20 protein-coding genes are annotated in these 25,784 nt (G+C 44.8%); 3 read left to right on the top strand and 17 right to left on the bottom strand.

Features of this window, described 5'->3' with window-relative positions; all coding sequences use genetic code 11:
• Positions 1-424 precede the first annotated feature (424 nt).
• The 12 genes from ilvA to ilvD form a co-directional block, all read right to left on the bottom strand.
• A complete protein-coding gene (ilvA, locus tag MuYL_RS03910; protein WP_094569283.1) occupies positions 425-1,666 on the bottom strand; it encodes a threonine ammonia-lyase IlvA in 1,242 nt (413 codons plus the stop codon).
• Positions 1,667-1,716: 50 nt separating this feature from the next.
• Entirely contained in the window at positions 1,717-3,234 is a 1,518-nt protein-coding gene (locus MuYL_RS03905) for an alpha-isopropylmalate synthase regulatory domain-containing protein (protein WP_094569282.1), read from the bottom strand.
• Between the two features lie 121 nt (positions 3,235-3,355).
• Positions 3,356-3,952 (bottom strand): 3-isopropylmalate dehydratase small subunit, encoded by a 597-nt coding sequence (leuD, locus tag MuYL_RS03900; protein WP_094569281.1) that lies wholly within the window; start codon positions 3,950-3,952, stop codon positions 3,356-3,358.
• A gap of 90 nt (positions 3,953-4,042) precedes the next feature.
• The gene (leuC, locus tag MuYL_RS03895) at positions 4,043-5,449 is read right to left on the bottom strand and encodes a 3-isopropylmalate dehydratase large subunit (protein ID WP_094569280.1); all 1,407 of its coding nucleotides are present in this window, start codon (positions 5,447-5,449) and stop codon (positions 4,043-4,045) included.
• A 23-nt stretch (positions 5,450-5,472) separates the two neighbouring features.
• Positions 5,473-6,651: a 2-isopropylmalate synthase gene (locus MuYL_RS03890; RefSeq protein WP_094572843.1), complete on the bottom strand. Its 1,179-nt coding sequence runs from the start codon at positions 6,649-6,651 to the stop codon at positions 5,473-5,475.
• Positions 6,652-6,777: 126 nt separating this feature from the next.
• Positions 6,778-7,533, bottom strand: coding sequence for a class I SAM-dependent methyltransferase (locus MuYL_RS03885; RefSeq protein ID WP_094569279.1), 756 nt, complete (start codon positions 7,531-7,533; stop codon positions 6,778-6,780).
• Positions 7,534-7,611: 78 nt separating this feature from the next.
• Positions 7,612-8,688 (bottom strand): 3-isopropylmalate dehydrogenase, encoded by a 1,077-nt coding sequence (gene leuB / locus MuYL_RS03880; RefSeq protein ID WP_094569278.1) that lies wholly within the window; start codon positions 8,686-8,688, stop codon positions 7,612-7,614.
• Positions 8,689-8,840: 152 nt separating this feature from the next.
• Positions 8,841-9,899 (bottom strand): ketol-acid reductoisomerase, encoded by a 1,059-nt coding sequence (gene ilvC, locus MuYL_RS03875; protein WP_094569277.1) that lies wholly within the window; start codon positions 9,897-9,899, stop codon positions 8,841-8,843.
• A gap of 121 nt (positions 9,900-10,020) precedes the next feature.
• Positions 10,021-10,599 carry an O-methyltransferase gene (locus MuYL_RS03870; RefSeq protein ID WP_094569276.1) on the bottom strand — a complete coding sequence of 193 codons (579 nt, stop codon included), beginning with the start codon at positions 10,597-10,599 and terminating at the stop codon, positions 10,021-10,023.
• A gap of 53 nt (positions 10,600-10,652) precedes the next feature.
• Positions 10,653-11,258, bottom strand: a complete 606-nt coding sequence (gene ilvN, locus MuYL_RS03865; protein ID WP_094569275.1) for an acetolactate synthase small subunit — start codon at positions 11,256-11,258, stop codon at positions 10,653-10,655.
• Positions 11,259-11,376: 118 nt separating this feature from the next.
• Entirely contained in the window at positions 11,377-13,113 is a 1,737-nt protein-coding gene (gene ilvB / locus MuYL_RS03860; RefSeq protein WP_094569274.1) for a biosynthetic-type acetolactate synthase large subunit, read from the bottom strand.
• Positions 13,114-13,206: 93 nt separating this feature from the next.
• On the bottom strand, positions 13,207-14,910 hold the full coding sequence (gene ilvD, locus MuYL_RS03855; protein ID WP_094569273.1) for a dihydroxy-acid dehydratase: 1,704 nt from the start codon (positions 14,908-14,910) through the stop codon (positions 13,207-13,209).
• Between the two features lie 440 nt (positions 14,911-15,350).
• Between ilvD and MuYL_RS03850 the strand changes: the two genes are divergently transcribed.
• The gene (locus MuYL_RS03850) at positions 15,351-16,910 is read left to right on the top strand and encodes a toll/interleukin-1 receptor domain-containing protein (RefSeq protein WP_094569272.1); all 1,560 of its coding nucleotides are present in this window, start codon (positions 15,351-15,353) and stop codon (positions 16,908-16,910) included.
• Here the strand turns inward: MuYL_RS03850 and MuYL_RS03845 are convergent.
• The 4 genes from MuYL_RS03845 to MuYL_RS03830 all read right to left on the bottom strand — a co-directional run bounded on the left by MuYL_RS03845 (position 16,907) and on the right by MuYL_RS03830 (position 22,774).
• Positions 16,907-18,532, bottom strand: coding sequence for an ATP-dependent DNA ligase (locus MuYL_RS03845; protein WP_094569271.1), 1,626 nt, complete (start codon positions 18,530-18,532; stop codon positions 16,907-16,909). The genes MuYL_RS03850 and MuYL_RS03845 overlap by 4 nt on opposite strands.
• On the bottom strand, positions 18,529-19,674 hold the full coding sequence (locus tag MuYL_RS03840) for a ligase-associated DNA damage response exonuclease (protein ID WP_094569270.1): 1,146 nt from the start codon (positions 19,672-19,674) through the stop codon (positions 18,529-18,531). Before MuYL_RS03840 ends, MuYL_RS03845 begins: the two co-directional genes overlap by 4 nt.
• An 86-nt stretch (positions 19,675-19,760) precedes the next feature.
• Positions 19,761-21,911 carry a carboxy terminal-processing peptidase gene (locus tag MuYL_RS03835; RefSeq protein WP_094572842.1) on the bottom strand — a complete coding sequence of 717 codons (2,151 nt, stop codon included), beginning with the start codon at positions 21,909-21,911 and terminating at the stop codon, positions 19,761-19,763.
• 245 nt (positions 21,912-22,156) lie between these two features.
• On the bottom strand, positions 22,157-22,774 hold the full coding sequence (locus MuYL_RS03830; RefSeq protein WP_157740588.1) for a tetratricopeptide repeat protein: 618 nt from the start codon (positions 22,772-22,774) through the stop codon (positions 22,157-22,159).
• A 193-nt stretch (positions 22,775-22,967) separates the two neighbouring features.
• On the opposite strand from MuYL_RS03830, the gene MuYL_RS03825 reads away from it, so the two are divergent.
• Both MuYL_RS03825 and MuYL_RS03820 read left to right on the top strand, forming a co-directional pair.
• Positions 22,968-24,293: an amino acid permease gene (locus tag MuYL_RS03825; protein WP_094569268.1), complete on the top strand. Its 1,326-nt coding sequence runs from the start codon at positions 22,968-22,970 to the stop codon at positions 24,291-24,293.
• Positions 24,294-24,369: 76 nt separating this feature from the next.
• On the top strand, positions 24,370-24,882 hold the full coding sequence (locus tag MuYL_RS03820) for a hypothetical protein (RefSeq protein WP_094569267.1): 513 nt from the start codon (positions 24,370-24,372) through the stop codon (positions 24,880-24,882).
• Between the two features lie 44 nt (positions 24,883-24,926).
• On the opposite strand, the gene MuYL_RS03815 is transcribed toward MuYL_RS03820, so the two are convergent.
• On the bottom strand, positions 24,927-25,769 hold the full coding sequence (locus MuYL_RS03815; RefSeq protein ID WP_094569266.1) for an isoaspartyl peptidase/L-asparaginase: 843 nt from the start codon (positions 25,767-25,769) through the stop codon (positions 24,927-24,929).
• Between the last annotated feature and the right edge of the window lie 15 nt (positions 25,770-25,784).

Here is a 25,784-nt window from a genome sequence, read left to right as displayed (position 1 = left end):
CCTGAGCGAGAGCAAAGGATCTTCTACACAAGACATGAGCGCAGGACAAGTATAGCGGCGACTTATCAGTTGGATAAGATCCTTCACTGCGTTCAGAATGACAAAGGGTTAATTTATCATATTTTGATTCTTACTGATACCTATAGTGACGACACCATCAAGGGAGGAATAGTATAATATAAATACTTAATATATAAATAGTTATATAATTTATATAGAATAGTATAGGTTATAATAGTATAAAAACCATCGTTAAATTATACTGACATTATCAATTCTTATATTGCTTTAAATGTTTGCTGTATCAGTGTATCCTTACTAAGGTTATGATACAGGCAATACATCGGGAATGGAGAACAGTCTTTGTATCGCTGTATCATTGTATCGTTTCACCGCGACAATACACGTGATACAGGCGATACACTTACACTAAAAACTCAAACAAAGTTTGGTCTTTGTTAAGCTCTACTACTTCAAAACGGTTTTCTTCCATCCGCTTAAGCAGCGCGGGATAATCAGCCGCATCTTTAAGTTCGATACCTACCAGTGCAGGACCGCTTTCTTTAGATGTTTTTTTGATAAATTCAAAGCGTGTAATATCATCGCCAGGGCCAAGCACATGGTTTACAAATAGCTTAAGGGCACCCGGCCTTTGCGGAAATTTAACAATAAAGTAGTGCTTCAAGCCCTCGTACAGCAGCGATTTCTCCTTGATCTCCTGCATGCGTTCAATGTCGTTATTACCGCCGCTCACCACACACACCACCGTTTTGCCCTTTATTTTATCCCTGCAGGCATCCAGCACCGCTACAGATAAGGCACCTGCCGGCTCCACAACAATAGCATCCTCGTTGTATAGTTTTAATATGGTGGTACATACCTTGCCTTCGGGCACGGTCAGCATGTCGTCCAGCACCCCGCGGCAAAGCTCAAAAGTGAGCTTACCAACTGTTTTTACAGCTGCCCCGTCAACAAAACGGTTAATATCCGGCAAACTCACCGGGCCGCCGTGTTCAAACGCTTTGAGCATGCTTGGTGCGCCTTCCGGCTCAACACCTATCAATAAAATACCGGGGTTTTGTTGCTTTAAATAACTTCCTGCTCCGGCAGCCAGTCCGCCGCCGCCAATAGGCATAATCACTACTTCGGTACCGGGCAGGTCTTCCATGATCTCTACACCAACCGTGCCCTGGCCTTCAATAACGCTGTAATTATCAAACGGCGGGATAAATGTCATCTGGTGCGCCCGGGTGTATGCCAAAGCTTCTACCAGGCAATCATCAAAAGTATCGCCAACCAAAACTATTTTTATTTTGCCATTACCAAACATCTCTGTTTGCCTGACTTTTTGTTTGGGGGTTATTTCGGGCATAAAAATTACGCCCCTGGTATTCAGTTTATCACACGAAAAAGCTACGCCCTGGGCATGGTTACCCGCACTGGCGCAAACTACACCGCGACCAAGTTCCTCAGCGGTAAGCTGGCTGATCATGTTGTAAGCGCCCCGCAGTTTGTACGAGCGTACAATTTGCAGGTCTTCGCGTTTCAGGTACAATTTACAGTCGTAGGCTTCTGATAAACCCGCATTATATTCAAGCGGCGTATGTTTCACCACCTGCTTTAAGCGCTGCGCGGCAGCAACAAAATCTAATTTAACATCGGCCATATTATTCCGGGCAGTTTCCTTTTCCTTTTATCAATTCCTGTTATTATCCCTTAAATGATGTTCAGCATTTTTTGTGTTGCCTTTATAGCGCAAACCGTCTGGTCGGAGTCGAGCCCCCGGGTTATAAATTTCTTTTGATCAGTTTGCCAGGTTATAATGGTTTCGCACAATGCATCAGAGCTGCTGCCCGGCGCAATGCGCACGGCATAGTCTATCAGTTTCGGCAAGCTTCTTTTCTTTTTATCGTAAACCCTTGCCAAAGCATTCATAAATGCATCGAACTGGCCGTCGCCCTGTGCATTCTCCTCAAATTTCTCGCCGTCGATTTTTACCGAGATAGTAGCCGATGGCCTTAACCCCATAGCGTGCATTAACACGTACGATTCCACCACTACCTTTTCTTCATAAAGGCTGCTGTCCAGCACATCCGAAATAATGTACGGCAAATCTTCTTTGGTAACAGTTTCTTTTTTGTCGCCCAGCTCAATAACCCGCTGGGTAACTTTTTTCAGGTCGGCGTCATTTAGTTTTAACCCTAACTCCTGCAGGTTCTTTTCAATATTGGCTTTGCCCGATGTTTTTCCGAGGGCATATTCCCTTTTGCGGCCGAAGCGCTCAGGCAACAGATCGTTAAAATATAAATTGTTCTTATTATCCCCGTCAGCATGGATGCCGGCGGTTTGCGTAAACACGTTATCGCCAACAATTGGCTTGTTAGATGGGATCCTTACGCCCGAGAATGTTTCAACCAGCTTACTTACCGTATATATCGACGATTCTTTTATCGCTATTTCAACCTCAGGTGCAAAATCATTAATTACAGCAACAGCGCTGGCCATGGCAGCATTCCCTGCTCTTTCGCCCATGCCGTTTACAGTTAAATGCAAGCCGCTTACGCCTGCTTTTACAGCCTCCAGTACGTTGGCTGTGCCCAGGTCATAATCATTATGGGCGTGAAAATCAAAATGCACACCGGGGTAACGTCCTACCAGTTCTGTTAAAAACTTAGCGGTTTCCGAAGGCGTTAAAATCCCCAGCGTGTCTGGCAATAAGATCCTTTTGACAGGCTGCTTGGTAATAAAATCCAGGTACTGGTAAACATACTCCGGCGAATTGCGCATGCCGTTGCTCCAGTCTTCCAGGTAAACATTGGTGGCTATCCCTTTGCTTTGCGCCAGTTCAATAACATGCTTTATTTCGGCAAAGTGCTGTTCGGGTGTTTTTTTAAGCTGATGGGTTAAATGGTTTAACGAGCCTTTGGTTAACAGGTTTTGAACCTTAACGCCCGAATTTGCCATCCAATCTATTGAAATGCCATTGTCAACAAACGACAACACCTCAATGCGGTCGGCATAGCCGTTTTCTTCGGCCCAAACCAAAATACTTTTAACGGCATTGAACTCGCCGTCTGATACGCGGGCCGAGGCAATCTCAACCCGGTCAACATGGAGTTCCTCTAACAATAATTGTGTTATGGTCAGTTTCTCTGAAATGGAAAATGACACACCAGAAGTTTGCTCGCCATCGCGAAGCGTGGTGTCCATAATCTCTATTTTCCTTCGTTCCATTTTCCGGGTTATATTGGGGTGGTGGTTGTAGCCTCACCTAAATCCCCTCCAAAGGAGAGGACTTAAGCTTTGCTTTTTGTAAATCCCTCTCCGCTGGAGAAGGGTTGGGGTGAGATAAAAATTAAAGCGGCAGATTTGCAGCAAACTCTTCTATTTCGCCTTTAATGCTTTGCAGGTAATCAATATCGTCAAAGCCGTTCAGCATATTGTCTTTTTTGTATGGACTAATATCAAACGCTTCCTTTTCGCCGGTTTTAAGCAGCGTAATGGTTTGCGCAGACAGGTTAACCTCCAGCTCTGTTTCAGGATCAGCATGAATTGCAGCAAAGATCTTTTCAGCAAACTCCGGGCTAACCTGCACCGGCAATACGCCAACATTAAGGCAGTTGTTCCTGAAGATATCTGCAAAAAAGCTGGATACCACGCACCTGAAACCATAATCATACACGGCCCATGCGGCGTGCTCCCTTGATGAGCCTGAACCAAAGTTTTTACCGCCAACCAATATTTTACCACTGTAAACAGGGTTGTTCAGTACAAAATCCGCTTTCGGGGTATTGTCAGCATTATACCGCCAATCGCGGAAAAGGTTATCACCAAATCCAACCCTTTCCGTAGCTTTTAAAAAGCGGGCCGGGATGATCTGGTCAGTATCTATATTTTCTATCGGAAGCGGAACCGCAGTGCTTCTTAATATCTCAAATTTATCGTAAGCCATTGTTTTTGTTTTTTGATGTCAGCGATTTGAATGATTTCGCCGATGACTATTTTTTCCTAATCTCTGATCTCCAGCCTCTGATCACTAACACTAAACCAATTCTTCAATTAATGTTCTCGGGTCAGTAACCACACCGGTAACAGCGGCGGCGGCAGCAACCAGCGGACTTGCCAGCATGGTACGCGCACCCGGTCCCTGGCGGCCTTCAAAGTTCCTGTTTGAGGTGCTTACCGCATATTTACCAGCCGGAACTTTATCGTCATTCATAGCCAAACAAGCTGAACAGCCCGGCTGGCGTAATGAGAAACCTGCTTCGGTTAAAATATCCAGCAAGCCTTCTTCCTTTATCTGCGACTCTACAATATGCGAGCCGGGTACCAGCCATGCGGTAACATTATCAGCTTTGTGCCTGCCTTTTACAAGCGAGGTAAATGCGCGGAAATCTTCAATCCGTCCATTGGTACAGCTGCCCACAAACACGAAATCAACTGGTTTGCCAATCATTGAGTCGCCTTCATGAAAGCCCATGTAGTTTAATGATTTCTCATAGGTTGCGGCACCGCCTTCCACCTGTGCAGCATCAGGGATATCATGCGAAATCCCCATGCCCATTCCCGGGTTGGTACCGTAAGTTATCATGGGTTCAATAGCCGAGCCATCAAACGTTAATTCTTTATCAAAAACAGCATCGGCGTCTGTTTTCAGTGTTTTGTAATAAGCCAATGCTTTGTCCCAGGCTTCGCCTTTTGGGCTAAACTCGCGGCCTTTAACATAGTTGATGGTGGTTTCATCCGGAGCGATCATACCGCCGCGGGCACCCATCTCAATACTTAAGTTACAAACCGTCATGCGACCCTCCATGCTCATGTTTTCAAACACATCGCCGGCGTACTCTACAAAGTAACCTGTAGCGCCTGATGTGGTCAGTTTTGAAATAATGAACAAGGCAACATCCTTAGGCGTTACACCAACTCCCAGTTTGCCATTAACGTTAATGCGCATTTTTTTAGGCTTGGGCTGCATAATGCACTGGTTAGCCAACACCATCTCCACTTCCGACGTTCCTATCCCAAAGGCAATGGCACCAAAAGCGCCATGTGTTGAGGTATGTGAATCGCCGCAAACAATGGTTGCACCCGGCTGGGTAATTCCGTATTCCGGGCCAACAACGTGAACAATGCCATTTTTTTGGTGACCTAATCCCCAATAGCTGATGCCATATTCTTTTGAATTTGATTCAAGCGCATCCAGCTGGTTTGCAGAAAGCGGATCGGCTACCGGTAAATGCTGGTTTATAGTAGGCGTGTTATGATCTGCCGTAGCAAATGTACGGTCAGGATATAAAACGCTTATTCCCCTGGTCTTTAATCCTAAAAAGGCTACCGGGCTTGTAACTTCATGGATAAGGTGGCGGTCGATGAATAAAACATCAGGACCTCCTTCAATCTTGCGGACAACATGCGTGTCCCAAACCTTATCAAATAATGTCTTGCTCATTTTTATAATTGCTTATTTGTTATTCACTTTTGAAAAATATTGACCGATATGTTACTCCCGGCAACCAGCATTGTTAAATCTTCATCGGTAATATCCAGTTTATTATCTGCCAGCGTCAGGAAGTTTTTATACGCTTCGGCCAGTTCGTTTTTATCCAGGTTATAACCCAGGCGCTCCAGGTGATGTTTCAGTGCATGCCTGCCGCTGCGGGCAGTAAGCACAATGGTTGCACTTGGGAAACCTACATCTTCAGGCCTGATGATCTCGTAGTTCTCGCGGTTCTTTAAAAAACCGTCCTGGTGAATGCCGCTGCTGTGTGCAAATGCATTGCTGCCTACAATGGCCTTGTTTGGCTGCACCGGCATGCGCATTTGTGTACGAACCAGCTGGCTGATCTCGTAAAAATTGCGGGCGTTAATGTTGGTGTGTAAACCAAGCTGGTGTGTCTTCAGGATCATGACGACCTCCTCGATAGACGTATTGCCTGCTCGTTCACCTATCCCGTTAATGGTACCTTCAATTTGCCTTGCCCCGTTTTGCAGGCCCGCAATGGAGTTAGCGGTTGCCAATCCCAAATCGTTATGGCAATGTACCGAGATGATGGCCTTATCAATATTTTTTACGTTCTCTTTCAGGAAACGGATCTTATCGCCATACTGGTTTGGCAGGCAATAGCCGTTGGTGTCCGGAATGTTTACCACGGTTGCACCGGCAGCAATAACGGCTTCAACCATTTGCGCCAGGTAATGTACATCCGCCCTGCCGGCATCCTCGGCATAAAACTCAATATCCTCAACCGATTTTTTGGCATATTTAACGGCTTCAACAGCGCGTTCCAGGATCTCTTCGCGGGTGCTGTTAAATTTGGTTTTGATGTGCATGTCAGACGAGCCTATCCCTGTATGGATCCTCGGCCTTTTGGCGTATTGAAGCGATTCAACGGCTGCATCAATATCGCCTTTATTTGCGCGGGTTAAGGCACAAACTATGGGATGTGATACCGCTTTGGAGATCTCCACAACACTCTGAAAATCGCCGGGACTCGAGATGGGGAAACCCGCCTCAATAATATCTACGCCCAATGCCTCCAGCTCCCTGGCTATCTCAATTTTTTCGGGGGTAGTTAACTGGCAGCCCGGTACCTGCTCGCCGTCGCGAAGCGTGGTATCAAAAACATAAACGCGGTTTGGATCGTGTAACATATTCTTTAGATGTTTTGACGCCTGGCCCCCGGAGTTGAAATTCCTGCCCGGCATCGGTTAATGCTTATCTATTTATTTTAACGCTTAAACCCGGCTAATCAAATCCGGGCTATGCGGTTTTATTCTTTATTCTTTTACAGCTATAAATCTTAATCTCGTATAGTCAGAAAACCACTGCCCGTCCTTGTTGTAATGCGGTTCAAGCAAATCGGTTATTTCTGACAGAATCTGCTGCTGCTCATCACCCTTAATTCCTTCAAAATAAGTATCGCCGAACATGTTCAGCCATTTGGTTACGCCCAGTCTGCCATCCTGTAACAGGGTTGGCCTGTCAAAATGAATAGCGTAGGTTACCCTGAAACCACGGGCCTCCAGCTTGCTGCTATATTCACTTAACGATGGGAAATACCAAAGCTTGCGTTGCGCCAGCTGGTGGTAACCATACTTTTCAAGCACCTGTTGTGTTGCGGCAATCATATGCGCCATATTCCCCTTGCCGCCCATTTCGGCAACAAAGCGCCCGCCGGTTTCCAGGCTGTCATAAACACACTTTATCACATCGTCAGCCGCGTGCATCCAATGCAGCGCTGCGTTTGAAAAAACAGCATCAAATTTCCGGTTGAAATGAAAATTGGCGCCATCGGCAACCTTAAAATCAACATCCGGAAATTCTTTTGCCGCCTTTTCGATCATTTCGGCCGAAGCATCAATACCGGTAACTTCGGCACCCAACTCTTTTATTTGTTTGGTAAGCGGCCCGGTACCGCAGCCAAGGTCCAGAATTTGTTCGCCCGGTTTTACATCCAATAATTCAAGTACACTTTCTCCGTATTGAAACACAAAGGCGTGTTTATCGTCATATAATTCAGCGTTCCATTTCATCTTTACCTTGTATTACACCGGATTAATCTGCCGGATTAATTTTTTGCGATCCCGCCGGTTTGGTTTCCCTTTATGGGTTTACAACAACTCCAGGATCTTTTGACCCATAGCCGTTGTACCTAATATTTTGCTTTTGTCGGTGCTGCTGTCTGCAATGTCGCCTGTGCGGTAACCTGCTTTCAGCACTTTATCAATGGCGTTTGTTACCCGCTTCGCTTCTTCCTGCAAGCCGAAACTAATTTCAAGCATCAGGGCTACAGAAAGGATAGACGCCATCGGGTTTGCCTTATCCTGCCCGGCAATATCATGTGCCGATCCGTGGATAGGCTCAAAAAAGCCGGTACCATCTCCTATTGATGCCGATGCCAGCATTCCCATTGACCCGGCAATCTGCGATGCCTCGTCGGTTAAAATATCACCAAAAAGGTTAGCGGTTACTACCACATCAAACTTTTTAGGGTTTTTTATCAGCTGCATGGCTGCATTATCAACAAACATGTGCTCGGTTTCAACATCAGGGTAACGTTTGGCTACCTCCTGCACCACCTCGCGCCAAAGCCGTGAAGTTTCAAGTACGTTTGCCTTATCAACCGAACATAACCTTTTGCCGCGAAGCCGCGCAGCTTCATACGCCTTTACGGCAATACGTTCAACTTCATAACGGCTATAAACCATCAGGTCAGACGCGGTATTGTTATCTGCGCTGCGCTTTTTCTCGCCGAAATAAACGTCACCTGTTAACTCACGGAAGAACAAAATATCCGTACCCTTCAATATCTCCGGGCGGATACTAGATGCGTTCAGCAATTCATCAAAAAGCATTATCGGGCGAAGATTGGCATATAATCCCAGTCCTTTACGAATGGCTAACAGTCCCTGCTCCGGCCTCACTTTCGCAGTAGGATCATTATCGTATTTGATATGGCCTATCGCGCCAAATAATATGGCATCACTTGCTTTAGCTTTAGCCAGCGTTTCGTCAGGCAGCGGGCTTCCTGTGGCCTCAATAGCTGCATGACCCATCAAAGCCTCGTCAAACGTAAACTCATGGCCAAAATCCTTTGCAATTTTTTCCAGCACAGCCTTTCCCCAGGTTGTAACTTCTGTACCTATGCCGTCTCCGGGTATTACCAGTATGTGTTTCTTAAGTCCCATATATACTTTTTTGTTGCTACCGAAGATCAGACGACCGCCTGCAACAACAATTCATTTATTTCTTATTTTATTACCTGCCAAACACCAATTATAGCGACAGGCTAAAAACCTATCGCTATAACTGTTTTTTTATTTTATAACCGGGGCCGGGCTTATGCCTCTACCACCTGGTTTTCAGGGCGTAAACTGCGTACAGTTTTGCCAGCCTGCCACATTTCGCTTTCGCGTAGTTCTTTCAGCTCAGCATCCAGTTTTTCACGGTAGTCATCCTTGCTGTTTGAGTCGATTGATTTTTGTGACTCCACGCCTGTTGCAACGCTTTTGTATAATTCCTCAAATACCGGTTTGGTAGCATCGCGGAATTTTTTCCACCAATCCAACGCACCTCGCTGAGCAGTAGTTGAACAATTTGCGTACATCCAGTCCATACCATTTTCTGCAACCAATGGCATTAGTGATTGGGTAAGCTCTTCAACCGTTTCGTTAAATGCTTCAGATGGTGAATGCCCGTTTTTGCGTAAAACATCATATTGTGCAGCAAAAACACCCTGGATACAACCCATTAATGTTCCGCGTTCGCCGGTTAAATCACTGTAAACTTCTTTTTTAAAGTCGGTTTCAAACAAATAACCGCTGCCTACTGCAATACCTAATGCAATAACCCTGTCTTTTGCCTTGCCGGTAGCATCCTGGAAAATAGCATAGCTTGAATTTAAGCCGCGTCCCTGTAAAAACATGCGGCGTAATGAAGTGCCTGATCCTTTTGGCGCTACTAAAAATACGTCAACATCAGCAGGGGGAACTATACCGGTTTGATCTTTGAAAGTGATGCCAAAGCCGTGTGAAAAATATAAAGCTTTGCCGGGGGTTAAATGTTTTTTAACGGTAGGCCATAGTGCAATCTGTGCAGCATCGCTTAATAAATAGCAAATTACCGTACCTTTTTCAAGCGCTTCTTCAATTTCAAAAAGTGTTTCGCCGGGTACAAAGCCATCGCTGATAGCTTTATCCCATGTTTTAGTGCCTTTACGCTGCCCAACAATTACATTAATGCCATTGTCTTTTTGATTAAGCGCCTGGCCAGGACCCTGAACACCATAACCAATTACTGCTACAACTTCATCTTTTAATACTTCCTGTGCCTTTGATAAAGGGAACTCTTCGCGGGTAACTACATTTTCTTCAGTACCGCCGAAATTTAATTTTGCCATCGTTTTTGATTTTTATGATTGCACCGATCTTTTTTTGATTGCACCGGCGCCTTGTTTATTTTATAATTTGGTTTAATTAGTTTGTTCTATTTGTTGCTGCAACGCGTAATGTTTTGCGTCTTCATTTTTTTGTTATGATCACTATCCCTGTGGCCCAACCCATTTTTGTTAAAATAAGATCTTCACGGCTATCCAGGTAACTGATCAGGTCGGTTGCCTTTTCAGCGTGGCCTGTTGGCCAATTTGTCTGCGGCAGCATATCATCTATAATGTAAATACCCCCCTTTTCTACCATATCCAGCACTTCATCCAGCAGTAAATACTTGCCCGGCCAGGTATCCGCAAAAATAAAGCTGTACTTCTGCCCGGCATTTTGCTTAATCCATTCGCCGCCATCGGTACAAACCAGTTTCAGCCTTTTATCAACCCCAAGGTTTTCTTTGGCGATGCTTAGCAGCGTTTCATCATTGTCTATCGAGATCAATGTTGATGCTTCATCCATCCCATCCAATATCCAGGTAGTTGACAAGCCCGTGCCTGTTCCCAGTTCCAAAAAACGCCCACCCGGTTTTGACGCAGCCAGTGTTTTAAGTAATGAACAGGTCAATACTTCTGATGGCATGGTAAAACCGCTTGCTTCTGTAGCTACTTTTATAGCGTTGTAAGCCGATGGATATTTTTGTCTTATTTCTTCTAACATGGATTAGTCGTTGGTCATTGTGTCATTGGCGGATGGTTTTAAAATCTTTCCCCCTACATTGAAAATACTTTTTCCCCTTTGTTTAAGTACTCGTTTTCAATTACATCCTCACCGGGTTCAAGTCTTTCAAAATCACGTAATTTACTGTTAAAGCCTTCACTATCTTTTATAATAGCTACACGTGCGCTGCGCACAAACTCAATCAGTCCGTAAGGCTGCAAAATACTGATCAGGTTATCTGTTTCTTCGCGGTGGCCGGTTGTTTCAAACACGGTATAGTCCTTTCTAAGGGTTACCACACGGGCACCGTTCTCACGCAGCAAGCGCTCAACGCTAACTTTTTCGGCAATCACATCGGTTGATACCTTGTACAATGCCATTTCCTGCCATATTACATCCTCATTGGTGTGATAATATACTTTTAAAACTTCCACCTGCTTCTCAATCTGCCGGCAAAGTTTGCGCACCACATCTTCCGACTCGGTGATCACAATATTAAACCGGTGAATACTCTCAATTTCTGATGGAGAAGTATTCAAACTATCAATATTGATCTTCCTGCGGGTAAATATTATTGCAATCCGGTTCAGCAAACCAATCTGGTTCTCTGTGTAAACCGTGATGTTAAATTCCTGCTTATCTGTTTCCTGGTTACTCATTGTCTTTGTTTTTTAAAGAGGCTCTTCTCGCCTCACCTAAATCCTCTCCAAAGGAGAGGACTTGAACTTCGCTCTTTTTATAGCCCTCTCCTTTGGAGAGCGTTGGGTGAGGCTACGATTATTTAAGCCTGATCTCGCTAACACTGCATCCCTGCGGTACCATCGGGAACACATTATTTTCTTTGGTTACCATTACTTCTAACAGGAACGAACCTTTGTGCTCCATCATTTCTTTCAAAGCAGCCTGTAAATCCTTGCGGTCATCAATCATTTTACCTTTTATACCATAAGCGGCTGCCACAGCAACAAAATCAGGGCTTTGAATATCCACAAATGAGTAACGGCGCTCGTTAAATAACTCCTGCCATTGGCGAACCATGCCCAGGAAACGGTTATTCAGGATGATGATCTTCACTTCAACGCCGGTTTGCATAATGGTGCCCAGTTCCTGCAAGGTCATCTGGAAGCCCCCGTCGCCAATAATGGCAATTACATCGCGCTGCTGTGCGCCAAACTTGGCACCTATAGCAGCAGGCAGTGCAAAGCCCATGGTGCCCAAACCACCGCTGGTAACGTTGCTGCGGCTCTTGTTAAGGTTGGCGTAACGGCAGGCCACCATTTGGTGCTGGCCCACGTCGGTAACTATAACGGCATCCCCTTTGGTAAGCTGATTCAGTTGTTTAATTACCTCGCCCATGGTCATTTCTGCTGTCGATGGATTCAGCTCTTCGTGGATAACCGCATCATATTCCTTTTGGGTATATTCATTAAATAACTTCAGCCAATCGGTATGCTCCTTTTGCTCCACCAAAGCGGTAAGCAACGGCAACGTCTCTTTACAATCGCCCCAAACCGGCACGGTTGATTTTACATTCTTATCTATCTCGGCAGGGTCAATATCCAAATGGATCACTTTTGCCTGTTTTGCATATTTATCAAGGCGGCCGGTTACACGGTCGTCAAAGCGCATGCCTATAGCAATCAGCACATCACACTCATTGGTTAATACGTTGGGGCCGTAGTTGCCGTGCATGCCCAGCATACCCACATTTTGCGGGTGATCTGTAGGGATAGCGCCTGCTCCCAATATGGTCCAGGCTGCAGGGATCCCGCTCTTTTCAACAAAAGTTTTAAACTCCTGCTCGGCACTGCCTAATATTACACCCTGTCCCCAAATAATGAAAGGTTTTTTAGCTGAGTTGATCAGCTCTGCCGCCTCTTTAATGTACTGGGGGCGTACAATAGGTTTCGGCCTGTAGCTGCGGATATGATCGCATTTGGTATAACCTTTATAGTCAAATTTCTGGATCTGCGCGTTTTTGGTGATATCGATCAGCACAGGGCCCGGGCGCCCGCTTTTCGCAATGTAAAATGCTTTTGCAATAACCTCGGGGATCTCGTTTGCATCCGTTACCTGGTAGTTCCATTTGGTAACCGGGGTGGTAATATTAATCACATCCGTTTCCTGGAAAGCATCGGTACCTAAAAGGTGGGCAAACACCTGGCCTGTGATACATACCAGCGGCGTACTGTCTATCTGCGCATCAGCTAAACCGGTAACCAGGTTAGTGGCACCCGGGCCGCTGGTGGCAAACACCACACCCACTTTGCCTGATGTACGGGCATAACCCTGACCAGCGTGAATACCGCCCTGCTCGTGGCGAACCAATATGTGATTTAATTTTTCTTTATAATCATACAAAGCATCATAAATGGGCATAATTGCGCCACCCGGATAACCAAAAATAGTATCCACACCCTCAATGATCAAAGCATCCAGCAATGCCTGCGATCCTGATAATTCAACTGCCTCCTTAGCGGCCGGTGCGGTTAATGTTTCCTGTGCAACTTCCATAATCTTTATTTTTAAAGTGATTTCACTGATTTTTTAGTGATTTCACCGATTGCATTCTGTTTATTTTTAAAAACCTTTCAGCTTTCGCCTCTCTTACGGCATCTCATCGGTAACACAACCATCTGCGGCGGTGCTAACGGTTTTTGCATACCTGTATAGCAGCCCTTTGCTAACCTTTAACGCGGGCTGTACCCAGGCTGCCTTACGTGCAGCAAATTCTTCGTCGCTTATCATTACATTAATGGTGCGGTTTATGGCATCAATAAATATCCTGTCCTCATCTTTTACAAAGGCAATACCCCCGCCGTCATAAGCTTCCGGCGTGATATGACCGACGACGAAACCATGGGTTCCGCCCGAGAACCTGCCATCAGTAATCAATGCTACTGAGCTTCCCAGTCCTGCGCCAAAAATAGCCGATGTAGGTTTCAGCATTTCAGGCATACCCGGTGCGCCTTTAGGGCCCACGTTACGGATAACCACCACATCGCCTTTTTTCACAAAGCCGCTCTGGATTCCGTGGATCAGTTCAAACTCACCGTCAAACACCCGTGCAGGTCCTTCAAAGCTGGTGCCTTCTTTACCGGTTATTTTGGCAACGCTGCCGCCTTCGGCAAGGTTTCCGTATAGGATCTGTAAATGGCCGGTAGCTTTAATAGGGGTTTCAACCGGCAGAATAATTTTTTGAGTATCAAAGTTAATCTCCGGTACATCCGCTAAGTTTTCGGCAATTGTTTTGCCGGTAACGGTAAGACAATCGCCATGCAGCCAGCCTTGCGCCAGGCAATATTTCATTACAGCCGGTACGCCGCCCACCTTGTGCAGGTCTTCCATCATGTATTTACCGCTTGGCTTCATATCGGCCAGCACAGGGATGCGGTTGCTCACCGCCTGGAAATCGTCCTGGGTTAACTTAACGCCAATTGCTTTTGCCATCGCAATTAAATGCAGCACCGCATTGGTGGATCCGCCTAACACCATAATAACCACTATGGCATTCTCAAATGCTTCGGCGGTCATGATGTCGCTTGGTTTAATATCTTTTTCTAACAGGATCTTAATGGCTTTACCGGCCGCTAAGCACTCTGCTTTCTTTTCATCACTTAATGCAGGGTTTGATGACGAGTACGGCAAACTCATTCCCAAAGCCTCAATAGCCGCAGCCATGGTGTTTGCGGTGTAGATACCGCCGCAGGCACCGGCACTCGGACAGGCATTTTTGATCACTCCCATAAAATCGATATCGTCAATTTGCCCGGCTATCTTTTTACCCAAAGCTTCAAATGCCGATACGATATTCAGGTCCTCGCCCTTCCAATGGCCTGGTTTTATGGTACCGCCATACACCATTATTGACGGGCGGTTTAAACGCGCCATTGCCATAACAGAACCCGGCATGTTTTTATCACAGCCAGGCAGAGTAATAACACCATCATAATACTGTGCACCAACAACCGCCTCAATCGAGTCGGCAATAATATCGCGACTAACCAGCGAGTAACGCATTCCGTCAGTACCGTTGCTCATTCCGTCACTTACACCAATGGTGTGAAAGATCAGGCCTACCATATCTTCGCTCCAGATGCCCTGTTTAACCAGCTTGGCCAAATCATTCAGGTGCATGTTACAGGTGTTGCCATCGTAACCCATACTTGCCACGCCGACCTGCGGTTTTTGCATATCGTCGTCAGTAAGTCCTATACCGTAAAGCATTGCTTTTGCGGCAGGCTGGGTTTCATCCTGGGTGAAGGTTTTGCTGTATTTATTTAGCTCGGTAGTTTCGGTTTTTGCACTCATATCTCATTGCTGTTGCCAGCTGTTGGTACTAAAATTTTAATTACAACCAGGGTTTAACCGGGTATTACAATTTGGTATTTGTAAGGTAGAGATAGCCCAAAGGAATACCAAGCGATTAAAAAGAAATGTTCAATTAGTATTTAATTTGGCATCATTTCAATTAATCAATATAAAAAATTGATTAATTGAATTATAAAGATACAATATATTTTACAATTTATACCAAAGTTCAAAACGGTATTCGGTACGTTTTTTATGCATGCATAGCAAGGGTGCTGATTTCTGCCTAAAATGAGTCAGAGGATGTGCAAATGTGCAAATTTCGGATGTGCGGATTAGGAGGTTTTTGAGCCTTGATTCATGATTATTAAGCATGGCTTTGATTAAGGAGAGTGTTTATTGGCCGTCCTAAAATCAAGTAAAGAATTGTTTTCGGAAAAATGAACCAAAGCAATATTCATTTGGCAATTCGCTCGCTAAAAATGGGGATTCTGTTTCTTTCAAAACGATTAAAATATGTTAAGTTCACAACAAATTTCTCACAAATTCATCGTAAATTAGTTTTCCACATGACAGATAACCTAAACCCAAACATTTTTTTGTCCTACTCATGGGCCAACGCTAATATAGCAGATGAAATTGATAAGGATTTTGCAAACATAGGCATTCCCTTCAAAAGAGATATTCGAGATTTAGAATATCGGACGAGCATTAAGGAATTTATGCAACAAATAGGTAAGAGTGATTATGTATTGATGATTATCAGTAATGAATACTTACGGAGTTTAAACTGCATGTATGAAGTAACTGAATTATTGAACACGCACGAATTCGAAAAAAGGATATTACCACTAATCACTGACAACGCCACTTCCATTTTTCACCCTCTCAATCAAGATGTGTATTATGATTATTGGTTAGATGAGAAAAAAAAGGCAGATAAGCTTCAAAGAAAACACACAAATGAGGTTTCAATAGAATATGTCAAGAAATGTCAAAATATAAGAGATAATCTTCCAAAGTTTTTTCAAAAAATTACTGACCTTAACGTTTCTACATATAAGAAATTAAAAAATGAAAATTACCGAGCCCTTTTCAAGATTATTGGCTTTAACGATGAAAAAATAATCGAAGAATTAATCCGAACACTAAAAATTGAAGATGCTGAAGAACGAGATATGGCATTGGAAGAGTTTTTAAAGACATATCCTAATAATAGATATGGATTTTTCCAAAGGGCGTATTTAGCTCATCAAGCGAACCAAAATAAAAAAGCCAAAAAGTACTATGAAGAAGCAATTAGGGTTGATCCTAAATATAAAGAGGCGCATAATAATCTTGGGCTATTATTAAAAGATCACTTTTTAGACTTTGAAAAAGCAAAATTTCATTATGAAGAAGCCATCAGACTAGACCCCAAATATGACAAACCTCACTATAATTTGGCATTATTACTCGGAAATAACCTCGCCAAGTTCAATGAAGCAAAATTCCATTATGAACAAGCATTGAAAATAACCCCTCATCATGCCAAAGCTCGCAATAGTTTAGGTTCACTTTTAAAAACCCACTTTTCAGATTTCGAGGGCGCAAAAATGAACTATGAAAAAGCTATCATAAGCAATCCAAAATATTTCAAAGCCTTTTATAATTTAGCCTTACTTTTAAAGAACGAATTTTCCGATTTCGAAGGTGCAAGAATCAATTATGAGCACGCAATCAACATTGAGCCAGAATACGGGAAGGCCCACAACAATTTAGGGTCGCTTCTTGAAAATCATTTTTTAGACTTCGACGGCGCAAAAAAACACTATGAACAAAGCATAAAAATCGACCCGCGTTACACTAAAGGTCATAACAATCTCGGGGAGCTTTTTGAAAAACATTTTTCGGATTTCAATCGCGCCCGATTCCATTACGAAGAAGCTCTAAGGATAGATCCAAAATTTGGATTAGCCAGCAAAAATTTAAAAAAATTAATTGAAAAACATTTCAATTAATACTCTCCATCGCCCAAAAGCGCCCGCAAACTTTCAATGGTATCGGCTTCTTCTTTGGGCTTATCCTGCCGCCATCTAAGTATGCGCGGGAAGCGCAGGGCTATGCCGGATTTATGCCGGGCAGACCGGTTAATTCCCTCAAAGCCGATCTCAAAAACCAACTCGGGTTTAACGGTACGTACAGGGCCAAATTTTTCCAGCGTGTTGCGCTTCACAAAGTAATCTACCTTATTGATCTCGGCATCTGTAAGGCCGGAATATGCCTTGGCAAAAGGCACCAGCTTGTCGCCATCCCAAACGGCAAAGGTATAATCTGTGTACAGGTCGGCACGGCGGCCGTGGCCCTTTTGGGCATAGATCATCACCGCATCAACCGAAAGCGGGTCTATCTTCCATTTCCACCAGTCGCCGCGCTTGCGGCCCACCTGGTAAGCAGCGCTTTTGCGTTTCAGCATTAAACCTTCGGCAATCATCGCACGCGACTGCTCCCTTACCACAGCCAGTTCCCCCCAGCTCTCAAACGAAATGAGTGCCGAAATGCGGAATATCTCCGGGAAAGGTGTTGCGGCTTGTAATCCTTCCAAAATCTGCCGGCGCTCGGTCTGGGTTTTATTCCTGATATCTTCGCCCGCATATTCCAGGCAGTCGTAAGCTATTACTGCAACCGGGCTTTCTTCCAATATTTTTTTGCTCAGGTTTTTCCGGCCTATGCGGGTTTGCAGCACATTAAAAGGCATGGGCAAGCCATTTTGAAAACTCAACAGCTCGCCATCTATTACCGTACCATCGGGCAGGGCATTTAAAAAAGGGTGCAATTCGGGGAACTTATCTGTAGCCAGGTCCTCGCCCCTGCTCCAGATAAAGATCTCGCCACCTCTTTTGATCAATTGTGAGCGGATCCCGTCCCATTTCCATTCAGCCTGCCATTCAGCCTCATCTCCCAGTGACGCTTTCAGCTCATCCGTTGATTTTTGCCTTTCAGATGTTTCCTGAATGGGGTAAGCCAGAAAGAAGGGGTACGGGCGTGAAATATCATCCGCGGCATTTTGCTCCTGTACCAGCTGCTCAAAACTATAGGTTTCCGGCATCCAGTTCCCCATTATGCGGTGGGTTAAGGCAGGCGCTTCTATTCCGGTGATCTCTGCCAGTGCCTTTACCACGAGGCTTTGTGAAACCCCCACCCTGAAACTTCCGGTAAGCAGTTTATTAAATACAAAGCGTTCGCTGCTATCCAGCATGGCCCATGAGTCAAACAGCCAAAGCTTTTTTTCTTCTTCGCTTTTAGTGCCCAGCCCGTTTATTTCTGCAATCCATTCGGTAAGTGTCTTGTTGCTGCTGCCCCGGTTTTGGGGCATTAGTAAGGCCATGGTCTCGGCAAGGTCGCCAACAACATGGTAGCTTTCTTCAAACAGCCATGCCGGGATGTTGGAAGCCTCAATGGCCCATTTACGTACCAGTGTGGAGTTGATCTGCCGCTTAGGTTTCCGGCCGGAGAACAAAGCCAGCATATGCATTTTATCCGTATCAGGCACACTATTAAAGTACGCCTTCAACACCTTAACCTTTTCATTGGTTTTATTGGTTTCATCAAGCGAAAGAAACAATTGGGCAAAGGCTCTCATGATAAATGCCCTCCCGCCTCACCTAAATCCTCTCCAAAGGAGAGGACTTTGCTTGTACCTTTATTATCTTTTTTAGAACCCTCTCCTTTGGAGAGGGCAGGGTGAGACACAGCATGAACTTCCGGCTCTTCCTCCGGCACACTACCAACTCCTTCATCGTCGCCGTAAAGTGTGTGCACCTCGTGTGCGTCAAAACCTATCCCGTTTAAATACCTGGTAAAAGTTGCGGTGTAACCATGGGTCAGGTAAACACTGTCGCAGCCCGTAGCATCAATGGCACTTACCAAACCATCCCAGTCGGCATGATCCGAAAGCACAAAGCCCCGGTCGGCCGCCCGCCTGCGTTTTGCGCCGCGAATAGCCATCCAACCCGAACAATAACCAAAACTATAGGGGCTAAACTTTCGCATCCATGGCGTACCCACCGATGATGGGGGCGCTATAATTATGCCTTTACGCACTTCCTCCTTTGGGGTATCGGGCGTAATTCTTGAGGTAGGGTTTAGGATGATGCCGTTGCGGCGCAGCGCTTCGTTGGTATTTTCAATGACGCCATGGGTATAAACGGTGCCTATTGAAAGATCAAGATTTTGCAGGATGCGCTGGGCTTTACCCAATGAATACCCTACCACTACCGTAGCCAGGTTATGTTCCGCATTGCTGCGCCACCAGTTATTCATATCGTTAAAGATCTCAACCTGCGGTTTCCACTGGTAAACAGGCATGCCGAAGGTACACTCCGAAATAAAATGATTACAGCGCACCGGTTCAAACGGGGTCGAGATGCCGTCGTCCTCCACTTTGTAATCGCCGGATACCACCCACACCTCGCCGCGGTACTCCACCCTGATCTGCGCCGAACCTATAACGTGGCCGGCAGGAAACAGGGAAATTTCCACACCATTTTTCATTACCTTCTCGCCGTACTCCACCGTTTGTAACTGAATTTCGCCAAGACGATATAACAGCACCTCGCGCGAGTGGTGATGGGCAAGGTAGTGCTTATTCCCCCAGTAGGCATGGTCGGCATGGGCGTGTGTTATCACAGCGTCGTCAACCGGCTTCCATGGGTCTATATAAAACTTCCCGGCAGCACAGTAGATCCCTTTGTCAGTAAATTCAAGCAGTGGCTTTTTAGGCATTTATTAATAACCTGAATTTTTAAATTTGGTTTTAAACAACAAATCCCGGCGTTAACCAGGACTTGCTTATACTATTTTTATAACGCTTAGTTTCTTAAAGCGGGTGTTGTATTGGTAAACTTGTTATCCAGGCTGATGTAGTCTGTAAGGATCTGGCCGGCTTCGCGCTTCAGGAAATCCAGATCTTCATTACGAGGACGGGTTTGGCCTTTTTTCAAAACAGGTAACCCCATAGCAACCCTGCGTAAATTGTTTTCTTCAAACGCTTTCTTCTCGTCCTGATCACGTTGCTCCTTTAATTTTTGCTCATTCAGGGTAACGCTTTTTTCGGTTTGATGCTTTTTAATATCAGCAATATCCTCCAGCATGTATTTGTAGTTAGGGCTGGTCTCCATGCGCTGGTCATGCAGTTTTTTAAGCTGTGGTAATATGGCGTTAAAATCTCCCACCTTGGTATAGGCGCTTTTTTCAATCACATCAAACGGCATTGCTGACGGCTCGGTATCCTCACCATATTTATCCAGAGGAATAACCGAAGGGAAAGCAATGTCAGGTGTAACACCCTTATGCTGGGTTGAATTACCGGTTATGCGATAAAATTTGGCAATTGTTAAGTTCAGCTGGCCAAATACGCTTTGACTGCCGGTTGTTGTTGTCTTAGTTACTTTATCTTTGCCAACAAGTGCGGCAGCACGTTCCAGTATCGACGGCGGGATCACCCTGTCAAGGTCAATAGCATTTTGTACAGATCCCTTACCGTAGGTTTGAGAGCCTAAAATAATACCACGGCCATAATCCTGTATCGCACCTGAAAATATCTCTGTTGCAGATGCGCTGAAACGATCAACCAATATGGCAAGCGGGCCGGCATAGGCTACAGAAGGATCTTCATCTTTATCCACTTCCACCTCGCCGTTAGGGTTTCTTACCTGCACTACAGGACCGGTTTTTATAAATAAGCCGGTTAAATCAACTGCTTCCAGTAATGAGCCGCCACCATTCTGGCGCATATCCATTACTATACCATCCACACCTTCAAGCTTTAATGAATCGATCAGCAGCTTAACATCATGTGTGGTACTTTTATAGTTAGGGTTGCCTGATTTATAATCGTTGAAATCGAGATAAAAAGCAGGAACTGAGATAACCCCGATTTTCACGGTTTTGCCGTTCTCATTATAAGTACGGATCTCTTTTTTGGCTGATTCATCTTTCAGGATGATCTTTTCCCTTACCAATTCAACAACCTTAGGCTTGCTGCCCACGCTTAACCCTTTTGGTAAAAGCTCAAGCCTTACCGTAGTTCCTTTTTTACCGCGAATTAATGCAATGGCATTTTCAACGCGCCAGCCTACCACATTTTGAAACTCGCCATCGGCACCCTGCGCAACGCCCACAATACGGTCGTCCACATTTACCTGTTTGCTTTTTTCAGCGGGCCCGCCTGCGGTTAATGATTTGATGATGATAAACTCATTCTCGGTATTTAAACCAGCGCCTATCCCTTCCAGCTGGCGCGACATTTCAATATTGAAGTTGGCTGCGTTGGCCGGGTTAAAGTAATTGGTGTGGGGGTCAATAGCCTCGGTAAAGGCATCCATAAACAGTTGAAAAACATCCTGGTTATTTAGCTTATTAGCTTGTGCTAATAAACTTTCGTAACGTTTTTTCAGCGTTTGTTTGTTTTTAGCTGCATCAGTACCTGCAAGCTTAAGGTTCAGCATATCATACTTTACCCTTTCGCTCCAGATCTTATTCATCTCAGTTTCTGACGATACAAAAGGAAGGCTCTCCCTGTTGTAAGTAAAGTTGTCGTTTTTTGAAAAGTCAAAATCGTTATCCAGCTGCGTCAGCGAGTATTTGATCCTGTCGATATAACGCTTTTGGTAAACATTAAATATGTAGAAAACATCGCTTAAGTTGCCGTTTTTAACGTCGTCATCTAAAACGGTTTTATACTTATCAAAGTCGGTAATATCAGAAGCCAGGAAGTAATTATGGCTTTCGTCCATCATTTTTAAATAACGGTTATAAACTATGGAAGAGATCGAGTCGTTAAGCTCCACCTTTTTATAGTTGTATTTTGAAATAAGCGTTGCTATAGTTTTACAAACAATAGCCTGCTTTTCATCGGGCTGAATATTGTTTGAGCCGTCAACGTTAACATGTTTGGCTGGTTTGGCGCTGCACGCCAGCGTGGCACCAAGAACCAGCACTAAATATAATTTTTTGAACATATCTTTTACACTCTTTAAATCCGGGGTTATATAAAACATCAATACTTGTGCCTAAATTCGGTTTACTAATTTAAAAAAAAGAGACAGCCCATCGCCGTCTCTTTATTGAATAACAATATTACAATAATGTTTGAATTGTTTTCACAAAACATGCACACATTTTACGATAATGTTACAAATTTATTGTGCGGAAAAAAAAGAAACAAGTTATTGAGTGTCAAGATTCAGCAAAGGCCCTGGCATTATTATTCAGCTTTTGAACTGCTCATAGCTGCCTCGGCATAGCGCACATCGGTTTTGGGGGCGTTATTTTTGTTTTGTTTGATGAGTGCCATTTTTTTGTCAATAGCCGTTAATTCGGTATTAAAACCCCTCATGGTGGCCATGTCATGCGCCTCTGTTAAATCCTGCTGGGCCTGGGCATAGTCGCCAAGTTCCGATTTTATGATTGCCAGTTCCATTAAGTTGGCAATGGTATGTTTATCATCGTTTTGTCGGCGCGATATGATATTGCTTTGCAGCAGGTACCATTTGGCTTCCGAATAGCGGTTTTGCTGGATATAAAGTTTAGCAAGTTCGCTGAAATTATAGCTGGCGTCATTATATACCCTGAAACGCATGTTATGCTGTGCCGTACGCATTACCATATTTTCAACTGCCTGGTAGCTGTACTCGCTGCGGTCTAAAGTAAAGTTATGAATTTTAGCAGGCTTAATAGCTGTATTAACCTTTATCCGGGCTACGGAATGATCGGTTACCTGTTCAACTAAAGGAAAGCGCTGGTGATTTTTAAATATGTTATACCACTGTGCAGAAGCCGTGAGGCTAAACATAGAACAGAGAATAAGAAGGGTAAATTTCATTTAATCTTTTGTCGCCGGTTAAATTAATTATGTAAAAGTAAATATTCTTCCGCGAAATATCGAAACGCAGATTTACTGCCGAAAGTATAAGCGGTTTACAAAAAGCATTTTACGCTGTTCGAAAATAAAAATAAGGAATAAAAAATATATTTATAAATTACAGCCTGACATTAATTTAAACCACGGGTTATACATGGCTGAACCATCCAAAAAAATAGGCATCTGGACAAGTACGTCCTTAGTGGTAGGCAGTATGATTGGTGCCGGCGTGTTTTTAGTTCCCTCTGCAATGGCCTCCTACGGCAGCGTGAGTTTATTGGGATGGGTATTTTCAGCTATCGGCGCCTTTTTCCTGGCACGTGTATTCAGCAGGCTAAGCGCTCTGGTGCCCAAAAGCACCGGCGGCCCCTATGCTTATACCCATCATGGCTTTGGCGATTTTGCCGGCTTTATAGTGGCCTGGGGCTATTATATTTCTGTTATTACTGCTAATGCGGCTATAACTATTTCGTTTGTGAGCGCCATGAGTACTTTTTTTCCGGCGCTTGCTACCAATGCAGCAGCTGCAATTTTAACCGGATTAAGCGCGATATGGTTTTTAGCATGGATCAACACCCGGGGAGTACCGGCATCGGGCCGGGTGCAGCTGGTAACTACCATTTTAAAATTACTGCCCTTACTGGTGATCTCCATCGGTGGGTTATTTTTTATCCGCGCCGAAAACTTCCATCCGTTTAACAGCAGCGGCGGCTCGGTTTATGATGCCATTAACGCTACCGCTACCATTACCATGTTCTCGTTTGTGGGCATTGAGTGCGCCACCATCCCGGCCGACAGTGTTGAAAATCCGGGAAAAATAATTGGCCGTGCTACCATGCTGGGGCTGCTTATTTGTACCATTGTATATATCCTGGGCAGTGTAAGCATCATGGGGATCATCCCCGCTGCACAGCTTAAATATTCTGTAACGCCTTATGCTGACGCTGCCGCCATTATGTTCGGCAACAACGCCCGCTACTGGGCCAGCGCAGGCATGGCTATTGCAGCCTTTGGCGCGCTCAACGGCTGGACACTCATACAGGGAAAATTACCTTACGCCATAGCAAAAGACAAATTATTTCCGCCGGTTTTTGGCAGACAGAATAAAAAGGGGGCGCCTTATGTGGGCATAATCGTCAGCAGTACGTTTGTATCTGTATTTATGATGATGAACTACACCAAAGGCCTGGTTGAGCAGTTCAGGTTCCTGCTGTTGCTATCAACCTTAACTACACTGGTACCTTATCTTTTTTGTGCTGCCGCGTTTGTGATCATCCGGTTAAAAATAAAACAATCAAAGGGGCTGCCCGCAGCCATTATAGTAGGCGCTCTGGCTTTTGCCTACTCAATATGGGCGGTTGCCGGCTCGGGGCAAAACACCGTGTACTGGGGCTTTTTATTGCTGATGGCGGGTATCCCGTTCTATGTTTGGGCCACTTATAAAAAGAACAGCGAGCTGAAGGATGTAAGCGAAGTATAACGTAATTAATTTGTTACCAATATTTTATCAAACCATTGCGGTTGTTTTTAGTCAAAAAGGCTAATAATTATCACGCATGAAAAAGCTTATCCTAATCACAGTTTTATTATTGTCTGCCTCTTTATTTACGCGGGCGCAGGACACCACAAGATCAAAGGCTCAACCCGACAGTATTATTAAGGTCATCCCCTTTGGCGAGGGAACACACACTGCTCATCTTTATACCATTGGCGGCAAACTGCAAACGCCGGAAGATGTTAAGATGAGGTTATTGAGCTACGCACCTTCGGCTGCTGAATACAACCTGGCTAAAAGTAACATTACCTGGGGATATATTTCATTTACTGGATTTGTTGCATCGGGAACCGGGGCAGCAATAGCGTTTGCAAAAACCAGTAAATTTGCCGGCGAAACCACCGCGCTGGTGAACGGACAGCCAACCTTTATTTACCAGCACCACAATAAAACCGCTGCCTATATTTTAACCGGGGTTGCTACTGCGTTTTTAACTACAGCAATTATCAAGCTGGTTCATTCGGGAAGGCATGGCAACAGGGCTTTAAAACTGTATAACCAGCGTTTTGAATAAACACCCTGAAGGAAGGTTTTTTAAGAATTATTTAATTTAATCAATTAAGCAAATACTTCAACGCCTTCGTCATAGCTTGCCCAAACCATATAGGGATGGGTATCGGCATGGTAAATTTCGCCCGTGGCGGAGATACCGATTACGCCGGCAAAGCCATCATAGGGTTTTAGTTCACTTAAAGTTTTTTTGGTGGCCTGCGCCAGCGGCAAGGCATCGGTTACGCGGATCACAATATTTGAGGCAACTGCGCCGCTAACAATATCTTCGCCCACCCCTGTGCATGAGATGCCGGCAAAGGCATTGGCATAGTTACCGGCTGTTGTGGCGGAGTCACTTACGCGGCCCGGCATTTCAAAACCCTTGCCACCGGTTGATGTGGCCGCAGCCAGGTTGCCGTCGCTGTCAAGCGCAACGCAGCCCACTGTTCCCAGCCTGATGGAATCGCTCAGCTTTTTTTCGTACTCCTCGCGGCGCTGCGGTATTTCGGGGTTATGGTAATTAAAGCCGTGTTCACGCGCGAAGTCATGTGCGCCTTTACCGCTTAAAACGCGGTCATCAAAAGCCAGTAGTTTTTCAGCGATGCAAATAGGGTTTTGCACATCCTCAATATTGATCACCCCCGAAAACTTCAGGGTTTTACCATCCATCAATGAAGCGCTGAGCCTTATTTTACCATCACTCTGGATCTGCGACCCCGTGCCGGCGTTAAAAAGTTCGCAGTCTTCCAGCAGCTGTACGGTGTAAACAACCGTTTCAAGCGCAGTATGCTCCTGCAGGTATGTATGCCCAAGCTGTACTATTTCAGCAAGCGCATCCTGCTTGGCTTTTTTTACTTCCTGGTTGGTCAGCGATTCGCTGAAAAAACCGCCGTGGATTATTATTTTCATGTTAGACAGATATAA

The sequence above is a fragment of the Mucilaginibacter xinganensis genome (assembly GCF_002257585.1).
Taxonomy (GTDB): Bacteria; Bacteroidota; Bacteroidia; order Sphingobacteriales; family Sphingobacteriaceae; genus Mucilaginibacter; species Mucilaginibacter xinganensis.
Note: the sequence above shows the minus strand (reverse complement) of the source record. Positions and strands in the feature narration are given on the sequence as shown.